Here is a 26,148-nt window from a genome sequence, read left to right as displayed (position 1 = left end):
AGCATAAGAGGAGAAATTTAATAAATAACAAAATCATCTGGATGTGTATCTAAATCAAGTAATCGCCTAGATTCTTTTAGATATATATTTAATATTTCTTTTGAAACAAAAATCCTTAATTTTGAATCATAATCATGATTTAATATATTAGCTAAAAGACCATGCAAGAATACATAAATTTCATTTTCTGAAATTTCAGCACCTTTATCTATTATTTCAATACGTAATAAATTTACATTTTGATCTAAAAATTCAGTTAAACAATCTGAAAAACCATCAGGACTAGCACCAAAAAATAATTTATTCTCAGGTAGTATTGAGTTTATATATTTATATTTATTATATATATTAATTGAAAAATACGAATAAACTTCATAAATTGTTTTAAGATTATTATCAATCTTTAAAATTAGCTCTTCATTTTTTTTACATTCTTCAGCACAAAAAAAGGCATATAATTTTGGGCTACTCATTTCAATTTCCTCCACGTAATTCCGTATGGTTTATTTGTTTGTGATATTGGTCTGCTCATATCTGGTCTAATATCACCATAATGATTCGGTGAGTACCACATTGACCCATCACTGCCTACTACAATCCGTTGTGGACCACGCCCATTTACACCTTGAGTAGGAACTACCCATTCTGTATAAGTTGGTCCATTTGGTAATTTTGGATTTGTTCCATTTCCGTAAACCTTCCCGTCCTTCAAAGCTGAACTCGGTTGATTATTTAATATTCGTTGTAATGTTGGCTCAAGATTAACATTTGTTCTTACTATACGATCATTCACCATAATTGGTTGATTTTCGATTGTCTTAGGTAATGAGTCCATCCAAGCTTGTTTTTGTTCAACGGTTAACTGTCTATTATTTACTGTATCTGGATGATATGGATCATTTTTAACAGATGGATTTCCACCACTTACTTGTTGCCCTGCTGGTGGCTTAGTTCTATCACAATTATTATGAACCCAAACTCCATCAAGATTAACATTCAAACCTTTAATAAAATAAGTATGATTTGTATCAACAGTTAAATTATACGCTTGTAATGCTTCAGATTTAACATCAACTGATATAACTTCATACCATTCGTTATTACTTACTAATAACTTATAACCTGCCTTTAAATTTGATGCATCTACCCATTTTCCACCGTTTACAACTCCATGGTATACATGTCCTTCAGATGATTGCGGTACATCATTATATGGAACTGTAAAATAAGGATGAATTTTATTAGAAACTATTGTTTGCTCTTGACCAGTTTTACTCCTAACTGTGACATATACTGTCTCTTTATAAGGGTTACTGTATTGTGCAAGAACCTGCTTATAACTGCCGTTTCCAGTAGTTTCGTTTAATGAATACACCCAATCCCCAACAGAAATTTGCTGTATTGGCGTATATCCATGGTTTGTTTTAACTTGCATATCTCCCCGGAATGAACAAGTTAAGTGCTTATATTGACTCTCAGTTATACTTGCTAAATTTTCTCCTGCTTTAGCTTCAGCACTTGCCAGTTTTGCACCTTTAGTCGCAGCTCCACCAATTGCCATTAGTGCTACATCTGTCCCACTCTCTGGAAATAGAATTTCTGTAGCGACATAGCCTATACCAGCAAGATAGTAACTCGCCCCAGATCTTGGTTTTTCTCCAACGATATAATCCAATACTTTAGATTTTGCAGGAATTAATATATTTTCCGCAGCACTGCGATGACTAACTGTATATTTTGTACCACAGTCACCATAGCTCATACCTTGGCAATTTTTTTGAGCATACTGCAAAAACTCTAATTGCTTAAACAATTGAGGATCTGCTGCTTTAACATCATAATTAGAGGCGAGTCCAACATTCGTTGATCCTAATAATTGTTTTAACTTATTATCATCAAATTGTTCAGCTGCCCAAATTTGTTGTACATTTTTCTCCATACAGGCAGATTGACCAGATGCTTTGCAGGATTTATATACTGATAAATTATCAGCACTTATTTGCTTTATCTTAGCAACAAGTTTATTTTTATCTGCTTGACTACACCCATTTGCGTTTGGCGATGATTTGCAAATTTCCAAATACTTCTGTAAATCTACAAATCTTTTATTCGTCAAATGCTCATCAAATTCATCATTATTTGCTATCTGCGACTCGTATTTTTCAGTATTAGCTTTTAATAAATTCAGTTGTGTTTGAGCATCATTAATACCTGCAACTTCAACTTTTGGAATATTCTGAATTTGGGTTTTAGCAGTATCAATATTTGATGAATTTACCCAACTATTGACATTAAATGCAGCTTCTCCCATCCAACCTAAAGCTTCTGATGATTTCTCTCCAAAACCAAACTGATGCGCATCTTCATGTGTCACCAGATTTACAGTATTTTTCTGAGCGTCCTTATCAAGATAAATATCTGTTTTATTGGTGATATTGGTCGTTGCATCCGCTTTTAAATAATTTTCATTGAATAAACTTTCGACCAAACTAACATCTGTATTTTTTATAGATGTTCCTTTGGTCAACTGATCATTATATTCATTGATCAGTTTTTGGTTATCCACAATATTATTGGATATTCCATCTTGGATGAGCTGTAAGTTAGCAGCCATTTCAGCATCATACGCTACGTTCGCATTATTTTTAGTTAATGTTGTTGCATCTTGTACTGAACCTTTTTCATCCAACAACCCAACAATACCAGAGCCTAAAATTAACCCGCCTGTCGCTGTTGAACCTGCAATAATTTTACTGTTCTGCGGTAAATCCTTCTGCTCTTGAATAATCTGAGCACGTCCACTCTCTGTCAATAAACGATTGTCTACAGTCACTGAACCATTTAATAAACCTGTCACTTGGTCTCGGGTGATTTCTTGAGTATTATTAATATCACGGTTGGTCAGCTCAGTGCTATTTTTCACTGTGCCTTGACCCATTGTCGCTTTAGTTAACTGCTCTTTTTCATTCCCGGTACTTTGCAAGCCAACCGTTGTACTACCACTTGGATGGAATGAACTCTCCTTACTCTCTCCTTTGATCGATGTACCCACACTGGTCGATACATTGAATCCTCGATTACTGTCAGAACTATGATCTTGAATATCTTTAAGCTCAAGTGCCCCTGTATAATTCAGTTTGCCATGATCTATTAAAGTTCCATCAGCATTCTTATTTGCATTGGCAATCACACCACCAATATTACTCACCTTTTGCACACCCATCGCATCGAGGTCTGCATCATTTTGAGCATTGCCGATAAGCAATTTGCTGGTTTCATTCACCCAAGCTTTATCGTTTTGACCTTTGGCTTGATTATAACTTGCCGTGACATTGCCACCACCTGAACCAATGCCTACACCAACAGAACCACCTTTACTGCTACTGTTGCCTGTTGCTGTATCTTGTAAACTTTCAACATGGATTTGATTGACTTTTATATCGCCACGATCTGCAATACTGACTACTCCACCTTGGATATTTAACTTATTTAAAGATCCAGATACTGTGTTGAGATCAACCGTACTATTTACATTTGTCAGACTTTCATCATGTGATTTCGATGTTTGCTTGCCCACCGATACGCTACCACCACCGCCATAAGTGTAACTCACACTTTGGTTGTTGGTTTTACTGCTGGTATTTTGTTGACTCTGTTCTTTCCCAGCACTTACATTTAAGTCTTTCGTTCCATCGAATGTGGTCGTTCCAGTTGCGGTTAAGCGACTGCCTTGTACATTCACATCCTGTTTTTCAGATTTAAGCGTGAGGTTGTTTAGATCAAGATTACTACCTTGCCATTTGCCTTGGGTGGTATTTGTGGTGGTGGTGGTTTCGATACGTTCACCGTTTGCACCAATGGTAAAGCCGTAAGTTGCTGAACTTGCAGCTGCGGTTGCTGCTGCCGAACCTATCGCAATCTGTGCATTGGCAAGATTGGCGGTTGCCATTGCAACATTGGCTTTGGTATCGTCCAGTGCTTCTTTGGTGATTTTACCTGATGCATAGTCACGCTGTGCCTGACTGTATTGATCTTTGGCTTGTTTGACGGACTCGGCTGCATCCTTGACCGCACCTACTGCAAGCGCGGCATCCAAGTATGCATTTCGCACACCAACTTCTGCACTAATCGTTTCCTTTTTGGTCTTATCTTCAATCGTGGTTTTATTTTCATAACCACCAATATTTAAATCACCTCGACCATGATCAATAACAGTATCACCTGTCGCTTTGATATTTTGACCGAGTATGTCCACCCCTTCAGCACCTTGTATTTTAAGGTTTTCAGTCTGGATTGAACCTGCTTTATGGGTTATTTCAGTAGTTTTAGTACTTTGCGTAGTATCTTCTGAAACAAAACCACCTAAACGCACGCTATCTTTGTTGAGCTTAACACCTAAGCCTTCAATGGTTTCCTTACTATGTGAAGTGACTGAAATGTTTTGCTCTTCGGCCGCATTCAATGTCACCTTTTGACCTGAAAGTATCGTATTCTTTGCAGTAATATCAGCACTGGTGAGTGTAGTTTGACCTGATGATCCAACATAAACATTGTTCGCTGTTAAATTTGTACCCGTTTGCTTAATTTGCTCTTCACGTTTGCTGTTGGACTCACCCACTGTAAGTTTGGTATCTACTTTAACGCCAGGGAATAAAGATTGAACGCCAGCCAGACCAACTTCGGTGACTTTCATTAACTCTTTAACAACGCCACGATAACCTTTCTGTTGTTCATCCCACTGCTGATCTTGTGTTTCCAGCGTAGTCAGTTTTACATTTTCAGGCATCAATGAACCGTCAGCAGATTTCAATGTCCCATCGACTTGACGTTGCATCAAAGTATTGCCTACAAAAATACTTTGCCCAGCCGTGATATCGTTGGCTTGTAACTCTATATTTTTAGCTGCATTGATATCAATATTTTTTCCAGCAACCAACTGGGTTTGGGAAACTTCTTGATCAATATAACCCTTTTGACGATTGTTATAGGTCGCAAAGTTAGATTTTGAAGATGTTTCGCTTACGCTCTTTTCATTGATTGTTGAGAGTAGGTTGACATTACCTTGTAAAGCTTGAATCTGGATACTATCACCAGCACCTACTTGTAAATGTGTCGCAGTGATATTGCCTTGTTGGCTATTTAAAATAATATTTTTCCCAGCATTTAGCTGATTGGCGATTGAAATGGTTGTATTCTCATCATAAGTTGATGATTTCTTACTACCAAATGAACCTTTTGAATGAAATTGGCTAGACATAGAACTCAGGTCTAACCCATTCTCAAGTAAAATATTGTTTTGGGCAGAAAGTTGAATACTGCCTTGTTTGCTGTTCAGGTCAACCGCTTTACCACTAATATTTTGGGCATTTATGAGTAACGACCCTTCGCTGCTGATTTGACTGCCTATGTCCAGTTGCTTTTTATACTGGTAACCACTTTTTGAATCAATTTTCAATTGTTCTGTTTTACTTGTGGTTACTGTTCCAATATCAAGATTACCCAAAGTATTGAAGATGGTCGTACCTTGACTATTATTGATTTGCGCAGCTTTTAAGTTGGTATTTCCCGCGACATTTATCAGTAATGTAGTTTGGCTTGGGTCAATCTTGTTCTGACTGCCTGAACCGACATAAATTCCCGCCACGCGATCGATATTGGTTTGTGATGAACTAAAACCACCAACTTTCGATTCGGTTGAAAGCGTAGTTGATTCAATATTCAAATTCCCGCCAACCTTCAACGCCATAGATTCGTTGGCACTAATTTGACCACCGATATTGTTCAAATCTTTTTTGGTTTCTATAGCAACTTGATTACCATGAATACGTCCATTTAAATTTTGCATATTATCAGCAGTAATTTGCACTGCTTGGCGTCCAGCAATCGTTGCGCCATTGATCAAATCACCATCTAACTTAAACTGAATGGCATCACCAGAAAGTAAGGTACCATCTCCTTTTAAGTCACCGACTCGTGCTTTAACATATACTTGTGGAACAAGGGCTTGAGTCTTTGTGCCATTTGGTAAGATCACAGTTTGTTCAACGAGCCAAACAATATCACTGGTCAACTGCGCAGTTTGAGCAGCAGTTAATGCAATACCAGGGCGTAGACCATACAACTTAGCGAAACTTACCCCATTATTCATGAGTGCTTTATATTGCTCATCATCATTGGCATAACCTTCTAAGAAGCGATAACCGGTTAAGTTCGCAATCTGATCTTGCACTAAACGTTGTTCATATAGGCCATCAGCTAGGCGCTTTTGTTGCAAAGCTGGGTCTAATCCAAGTGCATCCAACATATAGTCAGAAGATAACCAAGTTTTATAATTGGTAAAGCTCGGATCTGTTTCAACAAGATATCCTGCTTTACTGTTTGCATTGACACGATATAAAGCGCTATTTGGAACTTTTATCTCAGTGGATTGTAGCGTTCTTATTTCATATTGTGTTGATTCATCGGCTTCACTAGGTGCATTGGCCTGTTGAGTAAAATTATTAGCTTGTGCTTGACCAGCAGCATCACCTTGTTTTTGCGATGTTTGCCCTACAGAAATATTTAAATCTTTAGACTGTAATGAAGATAAATTTTTCTGTAAATCATTCAATTGACTACTATTATTGACTTGCTTTGTATCATTAAGCTGCTGGTTTCGATCATTCACTTGTCCTGCTTTTGATAAACTTACATTTTCATCAAGCAGATTTGCATTTAAATCTTTTGATTGTTGTGATGGCTGATTGAGTTGACCTGCCTGAGTTTGGATTGTATTCGTTAAATCAGCTGAATGACCCGTTGTTAGGTTTTTGCCATTGACCTGCTCAGCTTGCAATATATTGACATTTACCCCTGAAGCATTTACATCCAAATCTTTTGATTGTAATGAAACTTGAGCCCCTTGACCCTTCTGAGTTTGAATGCTATTGGTGATATCAGATGCCTGACCAGTAGTCAAATTTTGCGCATTGGCATGTTCAACCTTTGATACCGTGACTTGTGACCCTGACACATTTAAATCCAAATCTTTAGACTGCAATGATGATTGGTTTTGCTGTCCTGTTTGAGATTGTGTGCTGTTTGATATATTCTCAGCTTGTTTTACAGTTAAATTCTCGCCTTGAGAGTTTTGAGCTTGCTCAATTTGGGTTGAATTATGAGTCTCTTTTAATCCATTTAGATTGGTCTGCTGAGTTTGACTTGATTGAGTTTTATCTCCACTTTGATTATTAGATACCAAAGTTGTCACAATTTGATTTTGGTTTAGCTTCTGGTTGCCCAAAGCTTGACTGACCGCTAAATCAAATGTATCTGTTTGAGTATTTGTAAAAGATTTATTTTTGGTTTTACGCTTCTTCTTCCCCCAACTGTTATATACAATTTCAGATAAACGCTGTGTACCAGTTGCTACAACCTTTCTAATACCTTTAGTATCCTCAAGATCACCAGATGTGATACTACCGCCCAAATTAGAAAGCACGCCACCTGCCAAGATTTGGCTTTTATCATTGAGGACTTGAGCACCATCGAGATTTAAAGCACCACCCGCTTTAATTTGACCAGGTGCGGATTCCATGACTCGCGTCTCAGAAGTCACTTGGCTATAAGTATATTTGGCCCAATCTTCCTTTTTATCTTTTCTTGCAATAAGTACCCCATCAAATGTTTTCCAATCACCCTGATAAAATTTTTCAAGATTATCCTTGCGCTCAATTTCAACCAGTTGGGTCTTAAAGTTCTTATTAATATTGTTGATTTGCTTCGCTGACAAACGCATATTGCCTAAGGATTCAATGGTCGCACTTTCATTATTGATTACTAAAGCTTGCCCAACAGTCTTGTCATTGGTATCTAATCCACCACCGAGATATAAGTTACCAGCACTAAAAATCAGTGATTGGCTTGCATAGTCAGCTGTGTTTGCCAAGTTATTCAAAACTTGAACACCTAGATGCATATCTCCACGAGAGGCAATCACTGGCGCAACACCAGCACTATTAGGTTGATTATTTAAAGTATTTGCATTGATCGCAAGCGTTGTTCCATAAATACGTCCCGTACCTTGATTGTTGAGTGTATTCGCTTGTAGGCGAGTATAATCACCATTGATCAATCCGGTATTATTCAACTCATTTTGTGCAGTCAATCGGGTTTCATGACTTTCAATTTTAGCATCAACCATATTGCCAATATTGACGGCATTTATATCCAGTCGATTACCTGAATTGATCGTTCCATAGTTAATCACATTGCCTTGAGTAATCAGACTTAAGTTTTGATTGGCTTGTAATTGAGCACCTACACTATGAGTATAGCTCTCTTTTAAGTTCACTTGAGCATCGCCCAAACTTAAAACTTTGCCACCCCCTGAAAGGGATTTCGCTGTCAAATTCAGTCCAGTGCCTGATAAAATTTGCCCTTTTAAGTTATTAATTTCCAGTTGATCGCCCACAATGATCAGTTGTTTTTCACTGCTGATTTGACCTGACTGATTATTCAATATTTGACGAATATTCAGATTTTGGTTACCACTACTACGGATAGCACCTGTTTGGTTATTTAAAATATTAGTCGTGATATTTAAATTATTTGCATCAATCCCCTGAATTGATGTGTCAGTTGGACTGGTTGTCAGGGTATTTTGATTATCCAATTGTTGTGTAGTGATATTTAAGTCACCTACTGCCATGATATGACTATCAGCATCACTCGGCTTTAACTTACCATTGTTATTAATTCGATCAATATTGAGTGTCATTCCCGCCATAGACAACAATTGCCCAGACTGATTATCCAGTAGTTGGTTTTGTCCTGTTCCCCAAATATTTAATTGTTTCCCTGCGAGTATTGTGCCTTGTTGATTCAATACTTGATTGACTTGGATACCTAGCTCTTTAGCACTTGCAAGATATCCCTGTGAATTATTCAACGTTTTAACATTACTTAGTTGTATATCACCTTGACTCAGTATGCCTCCTTGTTGACCACTATTGGTGTTTACAAGATCCTGATTGTGAGTATCAATCTGGATGGTTTGCTGAGCCTGAATCAACCCTTGATTATTGTTTAATCGTCCAGAGTCAATTTTAATACTTTCAGAACTTAACGTTCCCTGACTGTTATCCAGTAGCTGCCCTTGGCTATTGAGTTGTAGTAAATTTTTACTATTGATTTGCCCCTGAGCGTTATTGACACCATTCGCGACAATATTGATCCCTTGACCAGCTTGGATTAGCCCTTGTTGATTTTCAAGACGTAATTGTCCTGCATCCAGTTGAATCTGTCCTTGAACACTGCCGATCTGTCCTGCATTGTTATTGAGTCCCTGACTCTTTAAGCTCAGTTGTTGGTTTGAAGCAATTACACCACTTTGGTTATTGATCTCTTTTACCGTGCTGATCGCTAAATCTGCTTGGCTGTTGATCTGTCCCTTGTTGCTGTTATCGACTTGGCCTGCATTGAGCGTTAACGCTTTGCCTGACAACACCACGCCTGCCTGATTGCTCAATAAGCCATTGCCTGCATTCAGAGCAACATCACCCTGTGCACTTCCGATCTGACCTCGGTTGTTATTTAAACCTTGGCTGTTGAGTTTTAACCCCAAATCCGCTGCAATTAAACCTTCTAGGTTGTTGATCGCCTGTTGGCTAGTCAGTTGTAAGTGTCCCTGACTGTTCATTTGACCAGACTGGTTATCTACACTTTGTGCTGTAACACTCAAGTCTTTCTTCGCTTGGATTGTACCCGACTGATTGGTCAAGGCACCTTGTCCAGCTTGAACAATCACCTGATCTTGTAAGCTGCCGATCTGTCCTTGAGTATTGTTGAGCCCTTCGCCTTTAACCTGTAATAATCCATTGGCGATCAGTTGACCTGTCTGGTTATTAATCTCAGCTTGGCTCTGAATGTTAAGCTGTCCCTGTGCGCTAATTTGACCTTGTGCACTGTTATCAATACTTTGCGCTGTAATCTGCTGGTCTGCTCCACTGTGGATTTGACCTGTCTGGTTGCTTAATGCGCCACCCAACTTAAGATTTAGATTCGACTTCTCTCCTGTCTGGATCAATCCTGACTGGTTACTTAAGTCATTTGCTGTAATCTCTAACTGACCATTTGAAGCAATTTGACCGCCATCATTATGAAGATCACCCTGACTATCAATATTGAGTGTATTTAATGCACTAATTACACCGCTGTTCGTTAGACCACTACTGCTGATATTAAGTGTCTTAGCTGACTGAATTTGTCCTGTAAGGTTGTCTAGGCCTTTCTGACCAGTCTGAATCTTCAAATCTCCCTGTTCAGTACCAATCTGACCGTTATTATTGTTTAAACCTTGACTACTTAAATTTATATTTTGTTTCGCAACCATGATGCCTGCTGCATTGTTTATGTCTTGCACACTGGTAATACGAAGATCACCCTGAGTACTGATTAAACCCTGCTGGCTATTCTCTAATTGCTGGGCATCAATCTGCGTGTCACCACCACTGATCAATTGCCCTGATTGGCTATTGTCCAATTTGCCAATCAGTTTAAAACTTAAGTCTCGACCACTTTGCAGTAATCCACCCTGATTATTGAAATCTTGACCTGTTAAATTCAGGCTTTCACCTGAGATCACTTGCCCTTTATGATTGTTTAACCAGTGTTGTTCTAAGACCAGATTCTCTTGGGTCGCGATTAAACCTGACTGGTTATCAATCCCTTGTGCCTTCACACTCAGGTCTTGTTTAGACTGCAGTTTGCCTTGTTGGTTGCTAATTACACCTTGACCAGCATCTACCTTCAGTGTGCTTTCAACACTGCCGATTTGACCCGCATTATTATTTAAGCCCTGACTATTAAGCTGCACCGATTGATTTGCAATGATCTGTCCTGCATTGTTATCAATCTCTTGTTGAATCTGTGCTTGTATCGATCCTTGCGCATTGATTAAACCTGACTGACTATGTAAGCGTTCTGCTTTGATCGCAATGTCTTTCGCTGATTGTAGTGATCCCGATTGATTACTCAGTAATCCTGTACCTGCATCAATGGTCAAGTGTTCTTTGATACTGGCAATTTGACCTTGGTCATTGTTCAGTCCATGACTTTGAATGGTCACCGCATCATTAGCAACAATCTGACCCGCACTGTTGTCTATGCCTTGGTCAATGCTGAGTTCAATACTCTTCTCTGAACTGATCTTACCCAAATGGCTATTTAATTCTTGAGCCTTAAGCTGGATATCATTCTGTGCCTGTATCACACCAGAATTGTTATCAACAACTCCTGAACCACTATCGACTACAACGCCTGCATGAATACTGCCGATCTGTCCTGCATTGTTATTCAATCCCTGACTCTTTAAGCTCAGTTGTTGGTTTGAAGCAATTACACCACTTTGGTTATTGATCTCTTTTACCGTGCTGATCGCTAAATCTGCTTGGCTGTTGATCTGTCCCTTGTTGCTGTTATCGACTTGGCCTGCATTGAGCGTTAACGCTTTGCCTGACAATACCACGCCTGCCTGATTGCTCAATAAGCCATTGCCTGCATTCAGAGCAACATCACCCTGTGCACTTCCGATCTGACCTCGGTTGTTATTTAAACCTTGGCTGTTGAGTTTTAACCCCAAATCCGCTGCAATTAAACCTTCTAGGTTGTTGATCGCCTGTTGGCTAGTCAGTTGTAAGTGTCCCTGACTGTTCATTTGCCCAGACTGGTTATCTACACTTTGTGCTGTAACACTCAAGTCTTTCTTCGCTTGGATTGTACCCGACTGATTGGTCAAGGCACCTTGTCCAGCTTGAACAATCACCTGATCTTGTAAGCTGCCGATCTGTCCTTGAGTATTGTTGAGCCCTTCGCCTTTCACCTGTAATAATCCATTGGCGATCAGTTGACCCGTCTGGTTATTAATCTCAGCTTGGCTCTGAATGTTAAGCTGTCCCTGTGCGGTAATTTGACCTTGTGCACTGTTATCAACACTTTGCGCTGTGATCTGCTGGTCTGCTCCACTGTGAATTTGACCGGTCTGGTTGATTAATGCGCCACCCAACTTAAGACTTAGATTCGACTCCTCTCCTGTCTGGATCAATCCTGACTGGTTACTTAAGTCATTTGCTGTAATCTCTAATTGACCATTTGAAGCAATTTGACCGCCATCATTACTGAGATCACCATCACTCACTAAGCTGACTTTGCCTAAACTATTCAATGTTCCTTTATTGTTGTTCAGCCCCGTACTCTGTACGTTTAAATCACCTGTCGATTGTAGCGTACCAGATTGGTTAAGCAATGCGCCCTTGCCTGTGTTGATCGTCACCTGTTCTTTGACACTGCCAAGTTGGCCTTGGCTATTGTCTAATCCTTGACTCTGAATTTCGACAAACTTGTTGGCGGCAATGATACCCGCATTGTTATTGACGTCTTGCTGAGTCCTAATGCTCAAGCTGCCTTGCGCATTGATTAAACCCTGCTGGCTATTCTCTAATTGCTGGGCATCTATCTGCGTGTCACCGCCACTAATCAGCTGCCCTGATTGGCTATTGTCTAGTTTGCCAATCAGTTTAAAACTTAAGTCTCGACCGCTTTGCAGTAATCCACCCTGATTATTTAAATCTTGGCCTGTTAAATTCAGGCTTTCACCTGAGATCACTTGCCCTTTATGATTGTTTAACCAGTGTTGTTGTAATTCAAGATGGCCTTGGGTCGCGATTAAACCTGACTGGTTATCAATCCCTTGTGCCTTCACACTCAGGTCTTGTTTAGACTGCAGTTTGCCTTGCTGGTTGCTAATTACACCTTGACCAGCATCTACCTTCAGTGTGCTTTCAACACTGCCGATTTGACCCGCATTATTATTTAAGCCCTGACTGTTGAGCTGCACTGATTGATTTGCAATGATCTGTCCTGCATTGTTATCAATCTCTTGTTGAATCTGTGCTTGTATCGATCCTTGCGCATTGATTAAGCCTGACTGGCTATGTAAGCGCTCTGCTTTGATCGCAATGTCTTTCGCTGATTGCAGTGATCCCGATTGGTTACTCAGTAATCCTGTGCCTGCATCAATGGTCAAGTGTTCTTTGATACTGGCAATTTGACCTTGGTCATTGTTCAATCCATGACTTTGAATGGTCACCGCATCATTAGCAACAATCTGACCCGCACTGTTGTCTATAGCTTGGTCAATGCTGAGTTCAATACTCTTCTCTGAACTGATCTTACCCAAATGGCTATTTAATTCTTGAGCCTTAAGCTGGATATCATTCTGTGCCTGTATCACACCAGAATTGTTATCAACAACTCCTGAACCACTATCGACTACAACGCCTGCATGAATACTGCCGATCTGTCCTGCATTGTTATTCAATCCCTGACTCTTTAAGCTCAGTTGTTGGTTTGAAGCAATTACACCACTTTGGTTATTGATCTCTTTTACCGTGCTGATCGCTAAATCTGCTTGGCTGTTGATCTGTCCCTTGTTGCTGTTATCGACTTGGCCTGCATTGAGCGTTAACGCTTTGCCTGACAACACCACGCCTGCCTGATTGCTCAATAAGCCATTGCCTGCATTCAGAGCAACATCACCCTGTGCACTTCCGATCTGACCTCGGTTGTTATTTAAACCTTGGCTGTTGAGTTTTAACCCCAAATCCGCTGCAATTAAACCTTCTAGGTTGTTGATCGCCTGTTGGCTAGTCAGTTGTAAGTGTCCCTGACTGTTCATTTGCCCAGACTGGTTATCTACACTTTGTGCTGTAACACTCAAGTCTTTCTTCGCTTGGATTGTACCCGACTGATTGGTCAAGGCACCTTGTCCAGCTTGAACAATCACCTGATCTTGTAAGCTGCCGATCTGTCCTTGGGTATTGTTGAGCCCTTCGCCTTTCACCTGTAATAATCCATTGGCGATCAGTTGACCCGTCTGATTATTAATCTCAGCTTGGCTCTGAATGTTAAGCTGTCCCTGTGCGGTAATTTGACCTTGTGCACTGTTATCAACACTTTGCGCTGTGATCTGCTGGTCTGCTCCACTATGGATTTGACCGGTCTGGTTGCTTAATGCGCCACCCAACTTAAGACTTAGATTCGACTCCTCTCCTGTCTGGATCAATCCTGTCTGGTTACTTAAGTCATTTGCTGTAATCTCTAATTGACCATTTGAAGCAATTTGACCGCCATCATTACTGAGATCACCATCACTCACTAAGCTGACTTTGCCTAAACTATTCAGTGTTCCTTTATTGTTGTTCAGCCCCGTACTCTGTACGTTTAAATCACCTGTCGATTGTAGCGTACCAGATTGGTTAAGCAGTGCGCCCTTGCCTGTGCTGATCGTCACCTGTTCTTTGACACTGCCAAGTTGGCCTTGGCTATTGTCTAATCCTTGACTCTGAATTTCGACAAACTTGTTGGCGGCAATGATACCCGCATTGTTATTGACGTCTTGCTGAGTCCTAATGCTCAAGCTGCCTTGCGCATTGATTAAACCCTGCTGGCTATTCTCTAGTTGCTGGGCATCAATCTGCGTGTCACCACCACTGATCAGCTGCCCTGATTGGCTATTGTCCAATTTTCCAATCAGTTTAAAACTTAAGTCTCGACCACTTTGCAGTAATCCACCCTGATTATTTAAATCTTGGCCTGTTAAATTCAGGCTTTCACCTGAGATCACTTGCCCTTTATTATTTTTTAACCAGTGTTGTTGTAATTCAAGATGGCCTTGGGTCGCGATTAAACCTGACTGGTTATCAATCCCTTGTGCATTCAAACTCAGGTCTTGTTTAGACTGCAGTTTGCCTTGTTGGTTGCTGATTACACCTTGACCAGCATCTACCTTCAGTGTGCTTTCAACACTACCGATTTGACCAGCATTATTATTTAAGCCCTGACTATTAAGCTGCACCGATTGATTTGCAATGATCTGTCCCGCATTGTTATCAATCTCTTGTTGAATCTGTGCTTGTATCGAGCCTTGCGCATTGATTAAACCCGACTGACTATGTAAGCGCTCTGCTTTGATCTCGATGTCTTTCGCTGATTGCAGTGATCCTGATTGGTTACTCAGCAATCCTGTACCTGCATTAATACTTAATTGCGCTTTGATACTGGCAATTTGACCTTGATCATTGTTCAGTCCCTGACTTTGAATAGCAATCGCATCGTTGGCAACAATCTGACCCGCACTGTTGTCTATAGCTTGATCTATATTCAGTTCAATGGCTTTTTCTGAACTGATCTTACCCAAATGACTATTGAGTTGTTGAGCCTTAAGCTGGATATCATTCTGTGCCTGTATCACACCAGAATTGTTATCAACAACTCCTGAACCACTATCGACTACAACGCCTGCATGAATACTGCCGATCTGTCCTGCATTGTTATTGAGTCCCTGACTCTTTAAGCTCAGTTGTTGGTTTGAAGCAATTACACCACTTTGGTTATTGATCTCTTTTACCGTGCTGATCGCTAAATCTGCTTGGCTATTGATCTGTCCCTTGTTGCTGTTATCGACTTGGCCTGCATTGAGCGTTAACGCTTTGCCTGACAACACCACGCCTGCCTGATTGCTCAATAAGCCATTGCCTGCATTCAGATCAACATCACCCTGCGCACTTCCGATCTGACCTCGGTTGTTATTTAAACCTTGGCTGTTGAGTTTTAACCCCAAATCCGCTGCAATTAAACCTTCTAGGTTATTGATCGCCTGTTGGCTAGTCAGTTGTAAGTGTCCCTGACTGTTCATTTGACCAGACTGGTTATCTATACTTTGTGCTGTAACACTTAAGTCTTTCTTCGCTTGGATTGTACCCGACTGATTGGTCAATGCGTCTTGTCCAGCTTGAACTACCACCTGATCTTGTAAGCTGCCGATCTGTCCTTGGGTATTGTTAAGCCCTTCGCCTTTAACCTGTAATAATCCATTGGCGATCAGTTTACCCGTCTGGTTATTAATCTCAGCTTGGCTCTGAATGTTAAGCTGTCCCTGTGCAGTCATTTGACCTTGTGCACTGTTATCAACACTTTGCGCTGTAATCTGCTGGTCTGCACCACTGTGGATTTGACCTGTCTGGTTGCTTAATGCGCCACCCAACTTAAGATTTAGATTCGACTTCTCGCCTGTCTGGATCAATCCTGACTGGTTACTTAAGTCATTTGCTGTAATCTCTAACTGACCATTTGAAGCAATTTGACCACCATCATTACTGAGATCACCATCACTGACTAAGTCGACTTTGCCTAAACTATTCAGTGTACCTTTATTGTTGTTCAGCCCCGTACTCTGTACGTTTAAATCACCTGTCGACTGTAGCGTACCAGATTGGTTAAGCAGTGCGCCCTTGCCTGTGTTGATCGTCACCTGTTCTTTGACACTGCCAAGTTGGCCTTGGCTATTATCTAGTCCTTGACTCTGAATTTCGACAAACTTGTTGGCTGCAATGATACCTGCATTGTTATTGACGCCTTGCTGAGTCCTAATGCTCAAGCTGCCTTGTGCATTGATTAAACCCTGCTGGCCATTCTCTAATTGCTGTGCATCAATCTGCGTATGACCGCCACTAATCAGCTGCCCTGATTGGCTATTGTCTAGTTTGCCAATCAGTTTAAAACTTAAGTCTCGACCACTTTGCAGTAATCCACCCTGATTATTTAAATCTTGGCCTGTTAAATTCAGGCTTTCACCTGAGATCACTTGCCCTTTATTATTTTTTAACCAGTGTTGTTGTAATTCAAGATGGCCTTGGGTCGCGATTAAACCTGACTGGTTATCAATCCCTTGTGCATTCAAACTCAGGTCTTGTTTAGACTGCAGTTTGCCTTGTTGGTTGCTGATTACACCTTGACCAGCATCTACCTTCAGTGTGCTTTCAACACTGCCGATTTGACCCGCATTATTATTTAAGCCCTGACTGTTGAGCTGCACTGATTGATTTGCAATGATCTGTCCTGCATTGTTATCAATCTCTTGTTGAATTTGTGCTTGTATCGAGCCTTGCGCATTGATTAAACCCGACTGGCTATGTAAGCGCTCTGCTTTGATCTCAATGTCTTTCGCTGATTGCAGTGATCCTGATTGGTTACTCAGTAATCCTGTACCGGCATCTAACTCTAATCTACCCTGTACAGAACTGATTTGACCTTCACTATTATCAATACCCTGAGATTGAATTTGAACATCGGCATTTGCTGCAATTTGTCCAGTTTGATTGTTAACCTGTAACTGGCTATTTAATTTAAGATTTTGTTGAACATTGATTTGACCTTGCGTATGGTTATCAATCGAACCTGCCTGAATATTGGCATTATTACCTACATAAATTTTACCTGAATGACTATTGTCTAAAAGCCCTTTGACCTTAAGGTTCAGATCCTGTCCCTGTGCTGTACTAAGTGTTCCACCCTGATTATTTAAGGCCCCCGTATCCATATTTAATACTGTCTGGCTTTGGATAAAACCCAACTGATTATTCAGTTGTTGCTGTATCGCTAAAGTCAGAGGGCTCTGCTTACCACGCTGGATAAGCTGTCCTTGCTGATGATTTAATTGATTCGCTTTCAGGATAATGTGTTCAGCTGAAGTTACACCCTGACTTAAATCAAGAATTCCTGCTTGTAATTGTAATTGACCATTACTGAGTATTTTTCCTTGATTACCCTGTAACTGATCAACCTGAATATCGAGTTGTCCTGTTCCTGCATGGATAAGTTGACCTGCAGTATTATTTAATGATGTCGTATTGAGATTGACCTGTGTTGCATTACTACGAATCTCACCTGACTGGTTATTTAGGGTCTGACTAAAATTCAAATCCAACAGATCAGTTCCAGTGTGTAAGATATGACCTTGACTATTATCTAAACTATTGGCATTTAGCTTAAGGTCTTTAGCACTTAAAGTACCTTGCTGATTATTAATAACATCATGACTATTCAATGATAAGTGTTCTGCAATCATCTGAGCTGAATGCGTCGAGATATTGCCTAACTGACTATTTAATTCAATATTTTTGGATTGAAGTTGCCCTTTACTCGCATCGATGTGATTTTGACTTTGCACATTAAGATTTTCACCTGCAAAGCTTTGTCCATGTAGCTCCACCTGATCTGCAATAATCTTAAGATTGCCTGTTGTACCTAGTTTACCTTGACGGTCCAACCCTGCTGCGATTAAACCAGACTGTTGATGTTGCAAGGTTTCGCTCTTGAGCTGAATTTCCTGTCCTGCGCTCAAAGATCCGGTATTTTGTAAGTTTTGCCCTATGATATTCAGATTTTGATCAGCATAAATACTGCCACTGTTATTCAATTGTTTATGTTCAAATTCAATATTATTAGCTTGAATCTGTCCCTGATTATTATCAAATTGAATGGCACTACTGATTAGGTTTTGTTTTGCAACAATGGATCCTAGAGTATTATCGACTGAACCATGTTTTTGCTGAACATTTTCAGCTAGAATTTGACCTGAGTTGTTATTTAAGTTTTGGCTATTCAGATTCAGCTGGGTTTTCGCTTGAATAATACCTGATGTGTTATCTAATGCTTGTTGAACGTCTAGACCAATATCTTGTTGCTCAGAATAGAGTAGGCCAGATTGATTATTAACTTGTCCTGCCTGAATACTCAGCTGTTGTCCGCTCGCAATTTTTCCTTCGCTATTATTTAACGAGTCGGTGATATTAATATCAACTTGCTCAACAGCTTGAATGGTGCCTTTGTTATTATTCGCACTTGTTGATTGAACCTTTAAGCTTTTATTGACTGCAATCTGACCTGATTGATTACTCAAGATTGTGCTGAGAATATCTGCCTGTTGAACTGTTAATTGACCTTGATCATTATTAAAGTTTTCGCCCTGAACTTTAATATGACCTAGATTCAGCTTACCCTCTTGATTCGCCAAAATATTATTTGTATCCAAATCAATTACACCACGGGCAATAATCGCGCCTTGATCATTATTCAACTGTTCCTTGACATGGATATAACCCTTATCATAGTCTTTTGGAACATTTGTCGTAGAACTGTCCTTGGCAATCTCAACACTGCCACCATCTTGAGCCGGATTGTTTGGTTTTACTGCAGTTGAACCTGAACCACTTGTTTCACCTGCACTTCCTTGATTATTAACATCAGTGTCACCTGAGGTTGCTGAATTTTTAGCAAGACCAATTCTGCCGCCAGTATTACTTATTGAGCCTGAGATTAAATCTAGTGATTGCGCCCCAGTCTGCTCAATTGAGCCACTGTTTTTTAAGCTCTCGGCATCCAGCACAATACGTGCCGTGTTTAATATTCCTGCATTGGTTAAAGTTTTTTGTTGGTTTAAATACAGTTCATCTGCACTGCTGATTAAACCTGAGTTATCCAAATTTTGGCTATCTACTTTAACTTGTGAGGTAGCACTACTGATATTTCCTGTATTTTTAATATTTTCTGCATTTAATTGCAATTGATCTTTATTGGCGATCATATTGCCTGTATTGATTAAGTCACCATTGGCATTTAAATGCATTTGACCGCTCAAAGCATTGAGTGACCCGGCATTACGCACTCCTAAACCTTTTTCAGTACCGACCAAATAGATTTTTCCAGCATACATCCCACCTAATTTTCCAACATCAAGCGCAAAGCTCGGTGTAGGTGAAGATGGGGTACTTGTTGTTGCACTAATTTTTGCTGAGTTTGGATCTTGAACATTGATGTCGTTTTGACCCAACACGGTTTTTAGCTCATTGGCATATAGACCCGCATTGACATTTAAAGCACGTGCATAAATATCGGTATAAGGGGTTAAGCTTCCATTTAAGCCTTTCCCTTCAATCGTAACTTGCCCTTCACGTACTCGGAATGAATCAAGATAACCTTGATGCATTACTGCTTGACCCGTGGTTAAGGTAAAACGATCTGCGTTAATCACCCCACAGCCATCACAGACCAAACCAGATGGATTGGCAATCACCACTTGCGCTTGTTTACCCGCAACCTCCAAATAGCCCTTTAATTGACTCGGATTACTGCTGTTCACTTCATTCAGGATTACCTTGGCTTCACCTTTGGCGAGCCATGGATTGCCTTGTACCCATCCACCCAATTGGGTTTGGGTATTATTTCGTGCGTTATTTAGAATCGCACCTTCCTGCCCCACATCAAACTGGCTATAGGTATTGCGAGAAACACCACCGGCACTTGGGGTTTGAATATTGACTTGGGTCAAGCCATTGCTGCTGTTGAGAATGGTGGCTTGTTGTGAGTTTGGTGCTGATCGATCTGCCACAATTTGACTTTCAGCAATCGTCGCCATCGGCAAGGTGTAAATTGCTGCACCCAATAGGCTCACCACAGCAAAATTAACAGGATTGAGTTTTTTATAAGTGATTGAAGATGCTCCCGTGACATCCTCTATCTCGATTTCACCAACAGCATGTGATTGCCCCGCTGTTTTGGTACGGCTTTTTACAATCTCAGCAACCGCAATAAACATGCCACGTGCTTGGCTAAAAATAACGCGATAACGATTCTTATTCATAATGTTTTACCTAAATGTTTTAATATTTTTTCAAGATTGAATGTTGCATATGGACATTGAATGTAATGGATTAATACATCCAGTTCAGGCTAAATCCTGTCGTCACATTGTCTGTTTTAAAGTGGTCTGGTTTTTTTAACGGCGTCCCAACAAAAACGTCATAATTGACCGATTTTAAGACTTGCCCACGTAATCCAAAGGCAGCACCCATTAAACTTGTTCCCAGCAATGGATTTGGCTCATGTGCGGTTTTACCCCCCACTTCACCATAGTCAATTCCGGTGTACCATTGCATCGGAAGCTTAAACATCGAGCCACTGATTTCATTACGCACTAAAAATCCATTATCTGCCAATAAAGTTTGTTCACCATCAAACCCTCTTACGGTATAGCGATTCCCAATCGAGAATCGATCTTGTGGGGTCAGTGGTTTTTTACTGTACTGTGTTCGCCATTCAGCGAGATACTGTAGCGATTGATTACCGACTTTAAATGGCACTTGCAGACCGGCATTGGCTTGTAAAATACCCACATGAGTATAGGCTTCGCCAAACTCTTCTTCAGGTGCATGCATTGCATTAAATGCACCTGTGCCTCGTTTATAGGTTAAATTGCCTGTTAATGTCGCATTGGCTAGATATTCTATATGATCCAGACTGGCTTTCCAGCCACCAGTTTTTCGACGTTGTACTTCAATTTCTACATCATTGATAAAGTTTTGTGATTCCCGATACCAGCCTCCTACACTGGCTGTAGTTTTTCGTTTGGCATCACGATAAAGTACCCGAGATAAATCAGCCCCGATCAGTTTGCTTTTGCCGCTATAGTTATAGCTTTGGCTATCACCTGCAACCGTTTGGTTATGATCAGACTGACTATAACTGGTGCTAAGTAACCAATATTTGAGTGGAATGCTATAACTTAAGTAATAGCCATCTGTACCTCGTTTACCTTGATCTCCTCCGCCCAAATCATGGTTATAACTACCATAAAACAGGTCATTTGCAGTAAACAGATGGTCTAAAGATAAGGTTGCCGTACCTTGATACTTCCCAGTTGAATCTGAGCCTGCATCATCAACACCTAAATGAATCCGATAGGGTTTTGATTGTTGCCATGCCAGTTCTAAATCACTATAGCCGGGTTGATTACGTTGTTCTGAGGGTTTGATTTTAAAGTCAGCCTCAACAGTCGGCACGCGTTTAAAGTTTTCTAAGCCTTGTTCAATATCCCGAATATTTAAAATATCTCCCGATCGAACAGGCAAGGCGTTAAATTTGTGAGCACGCTTAGACGTCCCTTGAACAAATTGAATTTGATCTACTTTCCCAGCAATCACTTGTAGTTTAATCTCACCCGAAGCAATATTTTGTTGAGGGAGCAGCATGCGGGTGGTGACATAACCATGACTAATAATACTGTTTTGAATCAGATCTAAGGCTTGGTTTAAGCCTTGTACCCCAATACATCGGCCAATGAGATTATGTTCACCTTGCGTGACAGAGCGCATAGCAAAAGTAAATTGATGCGCATCCTCTCCCATCAACACAAATTTTTTAATTTCAAAACATACATCTTCACTGTTTGATTTTAGATAGTGCAGTTGTGTTTGGGTTTGAAGTTGTTTTTCTAATCCCGTTTGCACTATAGCTTCGGGCTGTAATTGCTTTTGTAATGCTTCATCACGTTGTTGCTGGCGCTGAACAGCATCTAATTCTAACTCTGGACGCGGCTGTGGTTCTGCAGCTTGTATTGTTGTTGCTAAAATCGTAAAAAAAACACTCAAAGTAAGTTTATTAAATTTAAAATTCATATTGAAGTTAGTGTAAGATAATTTTATTAAATTATTACCAATTGGTATAGTTATGTAAACAAAAAATAAATAATCAACGCATTAATTCAAATATACTATTGATTTATAAAAAGTTTATCATTTACAAATAAAACATATTAAAAACACACTATATCTAGATTTTCAACATTTTTTTGGTTATATCAATTCAAAGTATAAACAGCATCATCTGTTTTAAATCCCCCAATCTTGACCTATCAACGGAAAGGTCATATTTGGGGGATAGATCAAAAACATGAAATGGTTCTAACTTAATTGTTTAGTCCTGTGGTTTTTATCGTTCTTGTAAAGCTTGTTTCATCCGCGTAATCGGTTTAATCAAGTATTGAAATACGGTCTTTTCACCGGTCTTTACATCAACAGTGGTCACCATGCCGGGAATAATCGGAAGCTTTTTCCCTTGTTTATCCACTAAACTATTTGCATCGGTTTTGACCAAGATACGATAGTAGACTTCATTCTGGTTTAATTTCAATTCACTATTACGTTTATCATTACTCAGGGTATCTGGACTAATCAGTGTCACGACACCCTCTAAACCGCCATAAATCGAATAATCATAGGCACTTATTTTAACGACAGCAGGCAATCCGGGACGAAGAAAAGCTACATCCTGTGGACGTATATAAGCTTCTACCAAAAGTTTGTCATCTAAAGGAACAATTTCTAAAATATCTTGTCCCGCATTGACCACACCGCCCACTGTATTAATTTTAATATTTTTCACAATACCGCGAAGCGGAGCTTGAATGAATGAACGATCAACAGGATCCGCACGCATCGCCATATTTTCTCGAGCCTGTGCCAATTCAGCTTCTGTTTTTACCAACTCATTATTCGCATCGGTTAAATAACGATTTTTCCGATCTAAAATTTGCGCACCCAGATCTGCCGATTGTCGTTGCATACGCAATACTTCCACATTTGAAACCAATCCCTGCTGTGCCAGCGGTTGGGTAATCGAAATCTCATGATCCAAGAAACTTTTACTGGCTTTTAATGCTTCGATTGCATCGACCATGGACTGTCGTCTTACCGTATAAGCCTGATATTCTCTTTGCTTTAATTCACTTGAAATCTCTTGAGGAAATATCGGCTTCGTCTCTGTAGTTTCCGCTTTCAGTCGTGCTGCAATTGCGGTTAAATTTTCAACCTTAGCCTCGCTCTCTCTTAAAATAGCAGAACTGCGAGTATCATCCAGTTTGAGTAGAATTTGATTTTTTTCAACAACATCCCCTTCTTTCACTCTCATTTCCATGATAATTCCGGGGTCTAAGCTTTGAATAATTTGCTCACGACTACTAGAGATAATACTTCCTTGGCCTCGCGTCACCTCTTCTAAGGTACTGTTATACGCCCAAATTAAAAATACGACGATTAAGACGAATAGCAAAACAATCACCGCAAAATAGCCATAATGTTTTTCTTGCTGTAAAGCGCCATTCAAATCGTTTAACAGCTTCAAATCAGATTGGCTGATTGGTGGCTGTTTAGTTTGTTTTTTCATTTCTTTCACTTACTTAATCTGCATAATCATAACAACATCATTTCTCATCCGACCAAATCTTGACGTTCAAAACATCAGTTTATTTACGGATCCGAGCACTTACACTCACTCGATGAACTCTGGGTTTTGCAGGAGGAATATTTTGGGGCTGTTGTTGAACTAATTTGGCAAGAATCTCTGCTTTAGGACCATCCATCGCAATGGTGCCATTTTCCATCACAATAATACGATCAACCAATGCAAGGACTTGGGGACGATGGGTAACCACCAATAATGTTCTTTGTTTTGCCCAGTTTTGAAGCTCATCTAAGGCAGACAATTCTGTTTCTTGATCTAGTCCAGTGGTGGGTTCATCAAGCAGTACAACTTGTGGATCTCGTAAGGTTAATCTTGCTAAAGCAATGAGTTGCTTTTGCCCTCCAGATAACCCTAAGCCGTTTTCACCGAGTTGCATATCTAAGCCTTGCGGATGCTGATTGATCACCTTATCGAGACCAAACTGATGTAAGACCTGCATTAACTGTTGATCAGTTGAAAAATGATCAGTTCTTGCCAATTCGAGATTGTCCCTAAGCGTACCCAAAAATAAGCGAGGACTTTGGCTAAGTAAACTGACTTTGCTTCGTAAATCACTTGGGTCGATTTGACGTATATCAATATTATCTAAAGTAACATGACCTGCATTGGCCTCATAAAGACCACTTGCGAGTTTTAATAAAGTACTTTTTCCACTCCCAATATGTCCCAAAATGGCAACTTTTTCACCTGAGTTAATATTTAAAGTTATGTCTTTGACTGCTGGTGCTGCATCTCGTTGATATTGAAATTGGATATGCTCAAAAGCGATCTGACCTTCGACCGATGCTAAACTGATATATTGCCGGCTAGGATCGCGCTCAATAGGTCTTGCAACAATATTATTAATCCCTTGTAAGGCCAATTTGGCTGACTGAAATTTAATCGCTAAACTGGCTATTTGGGATAATGGCGCAAGTGCTCGACCAGATAAAATCACCGAAGCAATCAATGCCCCCATAGTAATTTTATAATCGGGATTACTGCTGTGAATTAAATAAGTCCCGAATACCACCAAGAAGACGGTATTTAACTGCTGCATACTTGCGGCAAAATTCACCACCAAATTACTTAAATTTCGAACTTTAATTGAAGATACAGAAGTTTTTGCAGTGAAATTATCCCAACGTTGCTGCGCCCAATTTGTGGCATTATTGGTTTTTAACGTCTCAATTCCATCAATTGCTTCAACTGCCAAACCTTGTCTTTGAGATGACTCCTTCATAGACTCATTGATATAGCGAGCCAATGGTCTTTGCACAAAGAAGCCCACTGCAATCATAATTGGGATTAAGGCCAAGGGCACAAAGGCCAGCTTGCCACCGACTAATCCAATCACACTGATAAATAAAAATAGAAAAGGCAAATCAACAATGGTCAGTAAACTCGCACTGGTCATAAACTCGCGAACTGCTTCAAACTCACGTAGATTATTGGCATAAGCCCCAGCCGAACTTGGACGATCGACCAAACGTAACTGCATAACGCGTCTAAAGAGTGCCGAGCTAATAATTAAATCTGCTTTTTTACCCGCAATATCAGTTAAATAAGAACGAATTAATTTAGAAATAAACTCAAAACTAATCGCGCTAATCACACCGATACTTAATACCCATAATGTTTCAAAAGCTTGGTTTGGAATAACACGGTCATATACGTTCATAACGTATAATGAACTTAATAAAGCTAAAAAATTAATCATCAATGTTGCCAATACAACTTGATAATAATATTTTCTAAATCGCCAAATCACCTTCCAAAACCAAGCTTTCGGCAAATGATATTCTGGTAAATCAGAACGTAAATCTGATTGAACTTTTGGCTTAATAAACCAACAAAATCCTAAGTACAATTGTTCCAACTGCATCGCAGTGATGACTTTGGTCATCCCATCTGTTTGCAATAAATGATAACTCCGTTCGTCATCATGATATGTAACCTCGGTAATCACCGCAGCTTCTTCATTTTTTAATAAGATCGTGGCAGGTAAAGCAAGTGTTGGAATATCTTGTAAAGATCGCTTCGACAATTGGTTATCAAAACCATAACTCCGTAAAACCTCTGTGAGCGTGCCATAATCAATCTTTAAGTCTTGATCACGCCCAACCCGCGCCAATAAAGCAGCTTCACTAATCGGACTACCTAATAATTTAGTCGTTAATGCGATATGTGAAATAATAGATTTCATGTTGTTCT

At 39.9% G+C, this 26,148-nt stretch carries 5 protein-coding genes; all 5 read right to left on the bottom strand.

The window, feature by feature from the left end; genetic code table 11:
• Positions 1-17 precede the first annotated feature (17 nt).
• Positions 18-473, bottom strand: coding sequence for a hypothetical protein (locus AC2G3J_RS04260; protein WP_419359826.1), 456 nt, complete (start codon positions 471-473; stop codon positions 18-20).
• Entirely contained in the window at positions 470-20,518 is a 20,049-nt protein-coding gene (locus AC2G3J_RS04255; protein WP_483770697.1) for a polymorphic toxin-type HINT domain-containing protein, read from the bottom strand. Before AC2G3J_RS04255 ends, AC2G3J_RS04260 begins: the two co-directional genes overlap by 4 nt.
• Before the next feature lie 70 nt (positions 20,519-20,588).
• Positions 20,589-22,331 carry a ShlB/FhaC/HecB family hemolysin secretion/activation protein gene (locus AC2G3J_RS04250; protein ID WP_483770696.1) on the bottom strand — a complete coding sequence of 581 codons (1,743 nt, stop codon included), beginning with the start codon at positions 22,329-22,331 and terminating at the stop codon, positions 20,589-20,591.
• A 313-nt stretch (positions 22,332-22,644) separates the two neighbouring features.
• On the bottom strand, positions 22,645-23,877 hold the full coding sequence (locus tag AC2G3J_RS04245; RefSeq protein WP_004817233.1) for a beta-barrel domain-containing protein: 1,233 nt from the start codon (positions 23,875-23,877) through the stop codon (positions 22,645-22,647).
• 79 nt (positions 23,878-23,956) lie between these two features.
• Entirely contained in the window at positions 23,957-26,140 is a 2,184-nt protein-coding gene (locus tag AC2G3J_RS04240; RefSeq protein WP_483770695.1) for a type I secretion system permease/ATPase, read from the bottom strand.
• Positions 26,141-26,148 lie beyond the last annotated feature (8 nt).

It is taken from the genome of Acinetobacter legionensis, from assembly GCF_057165765.1.
The sequence above is the reverse complement of the archived record's forward strand: the minus strand, read 5'-3'. Positions and strand labels throughout refer to the sequence as shown.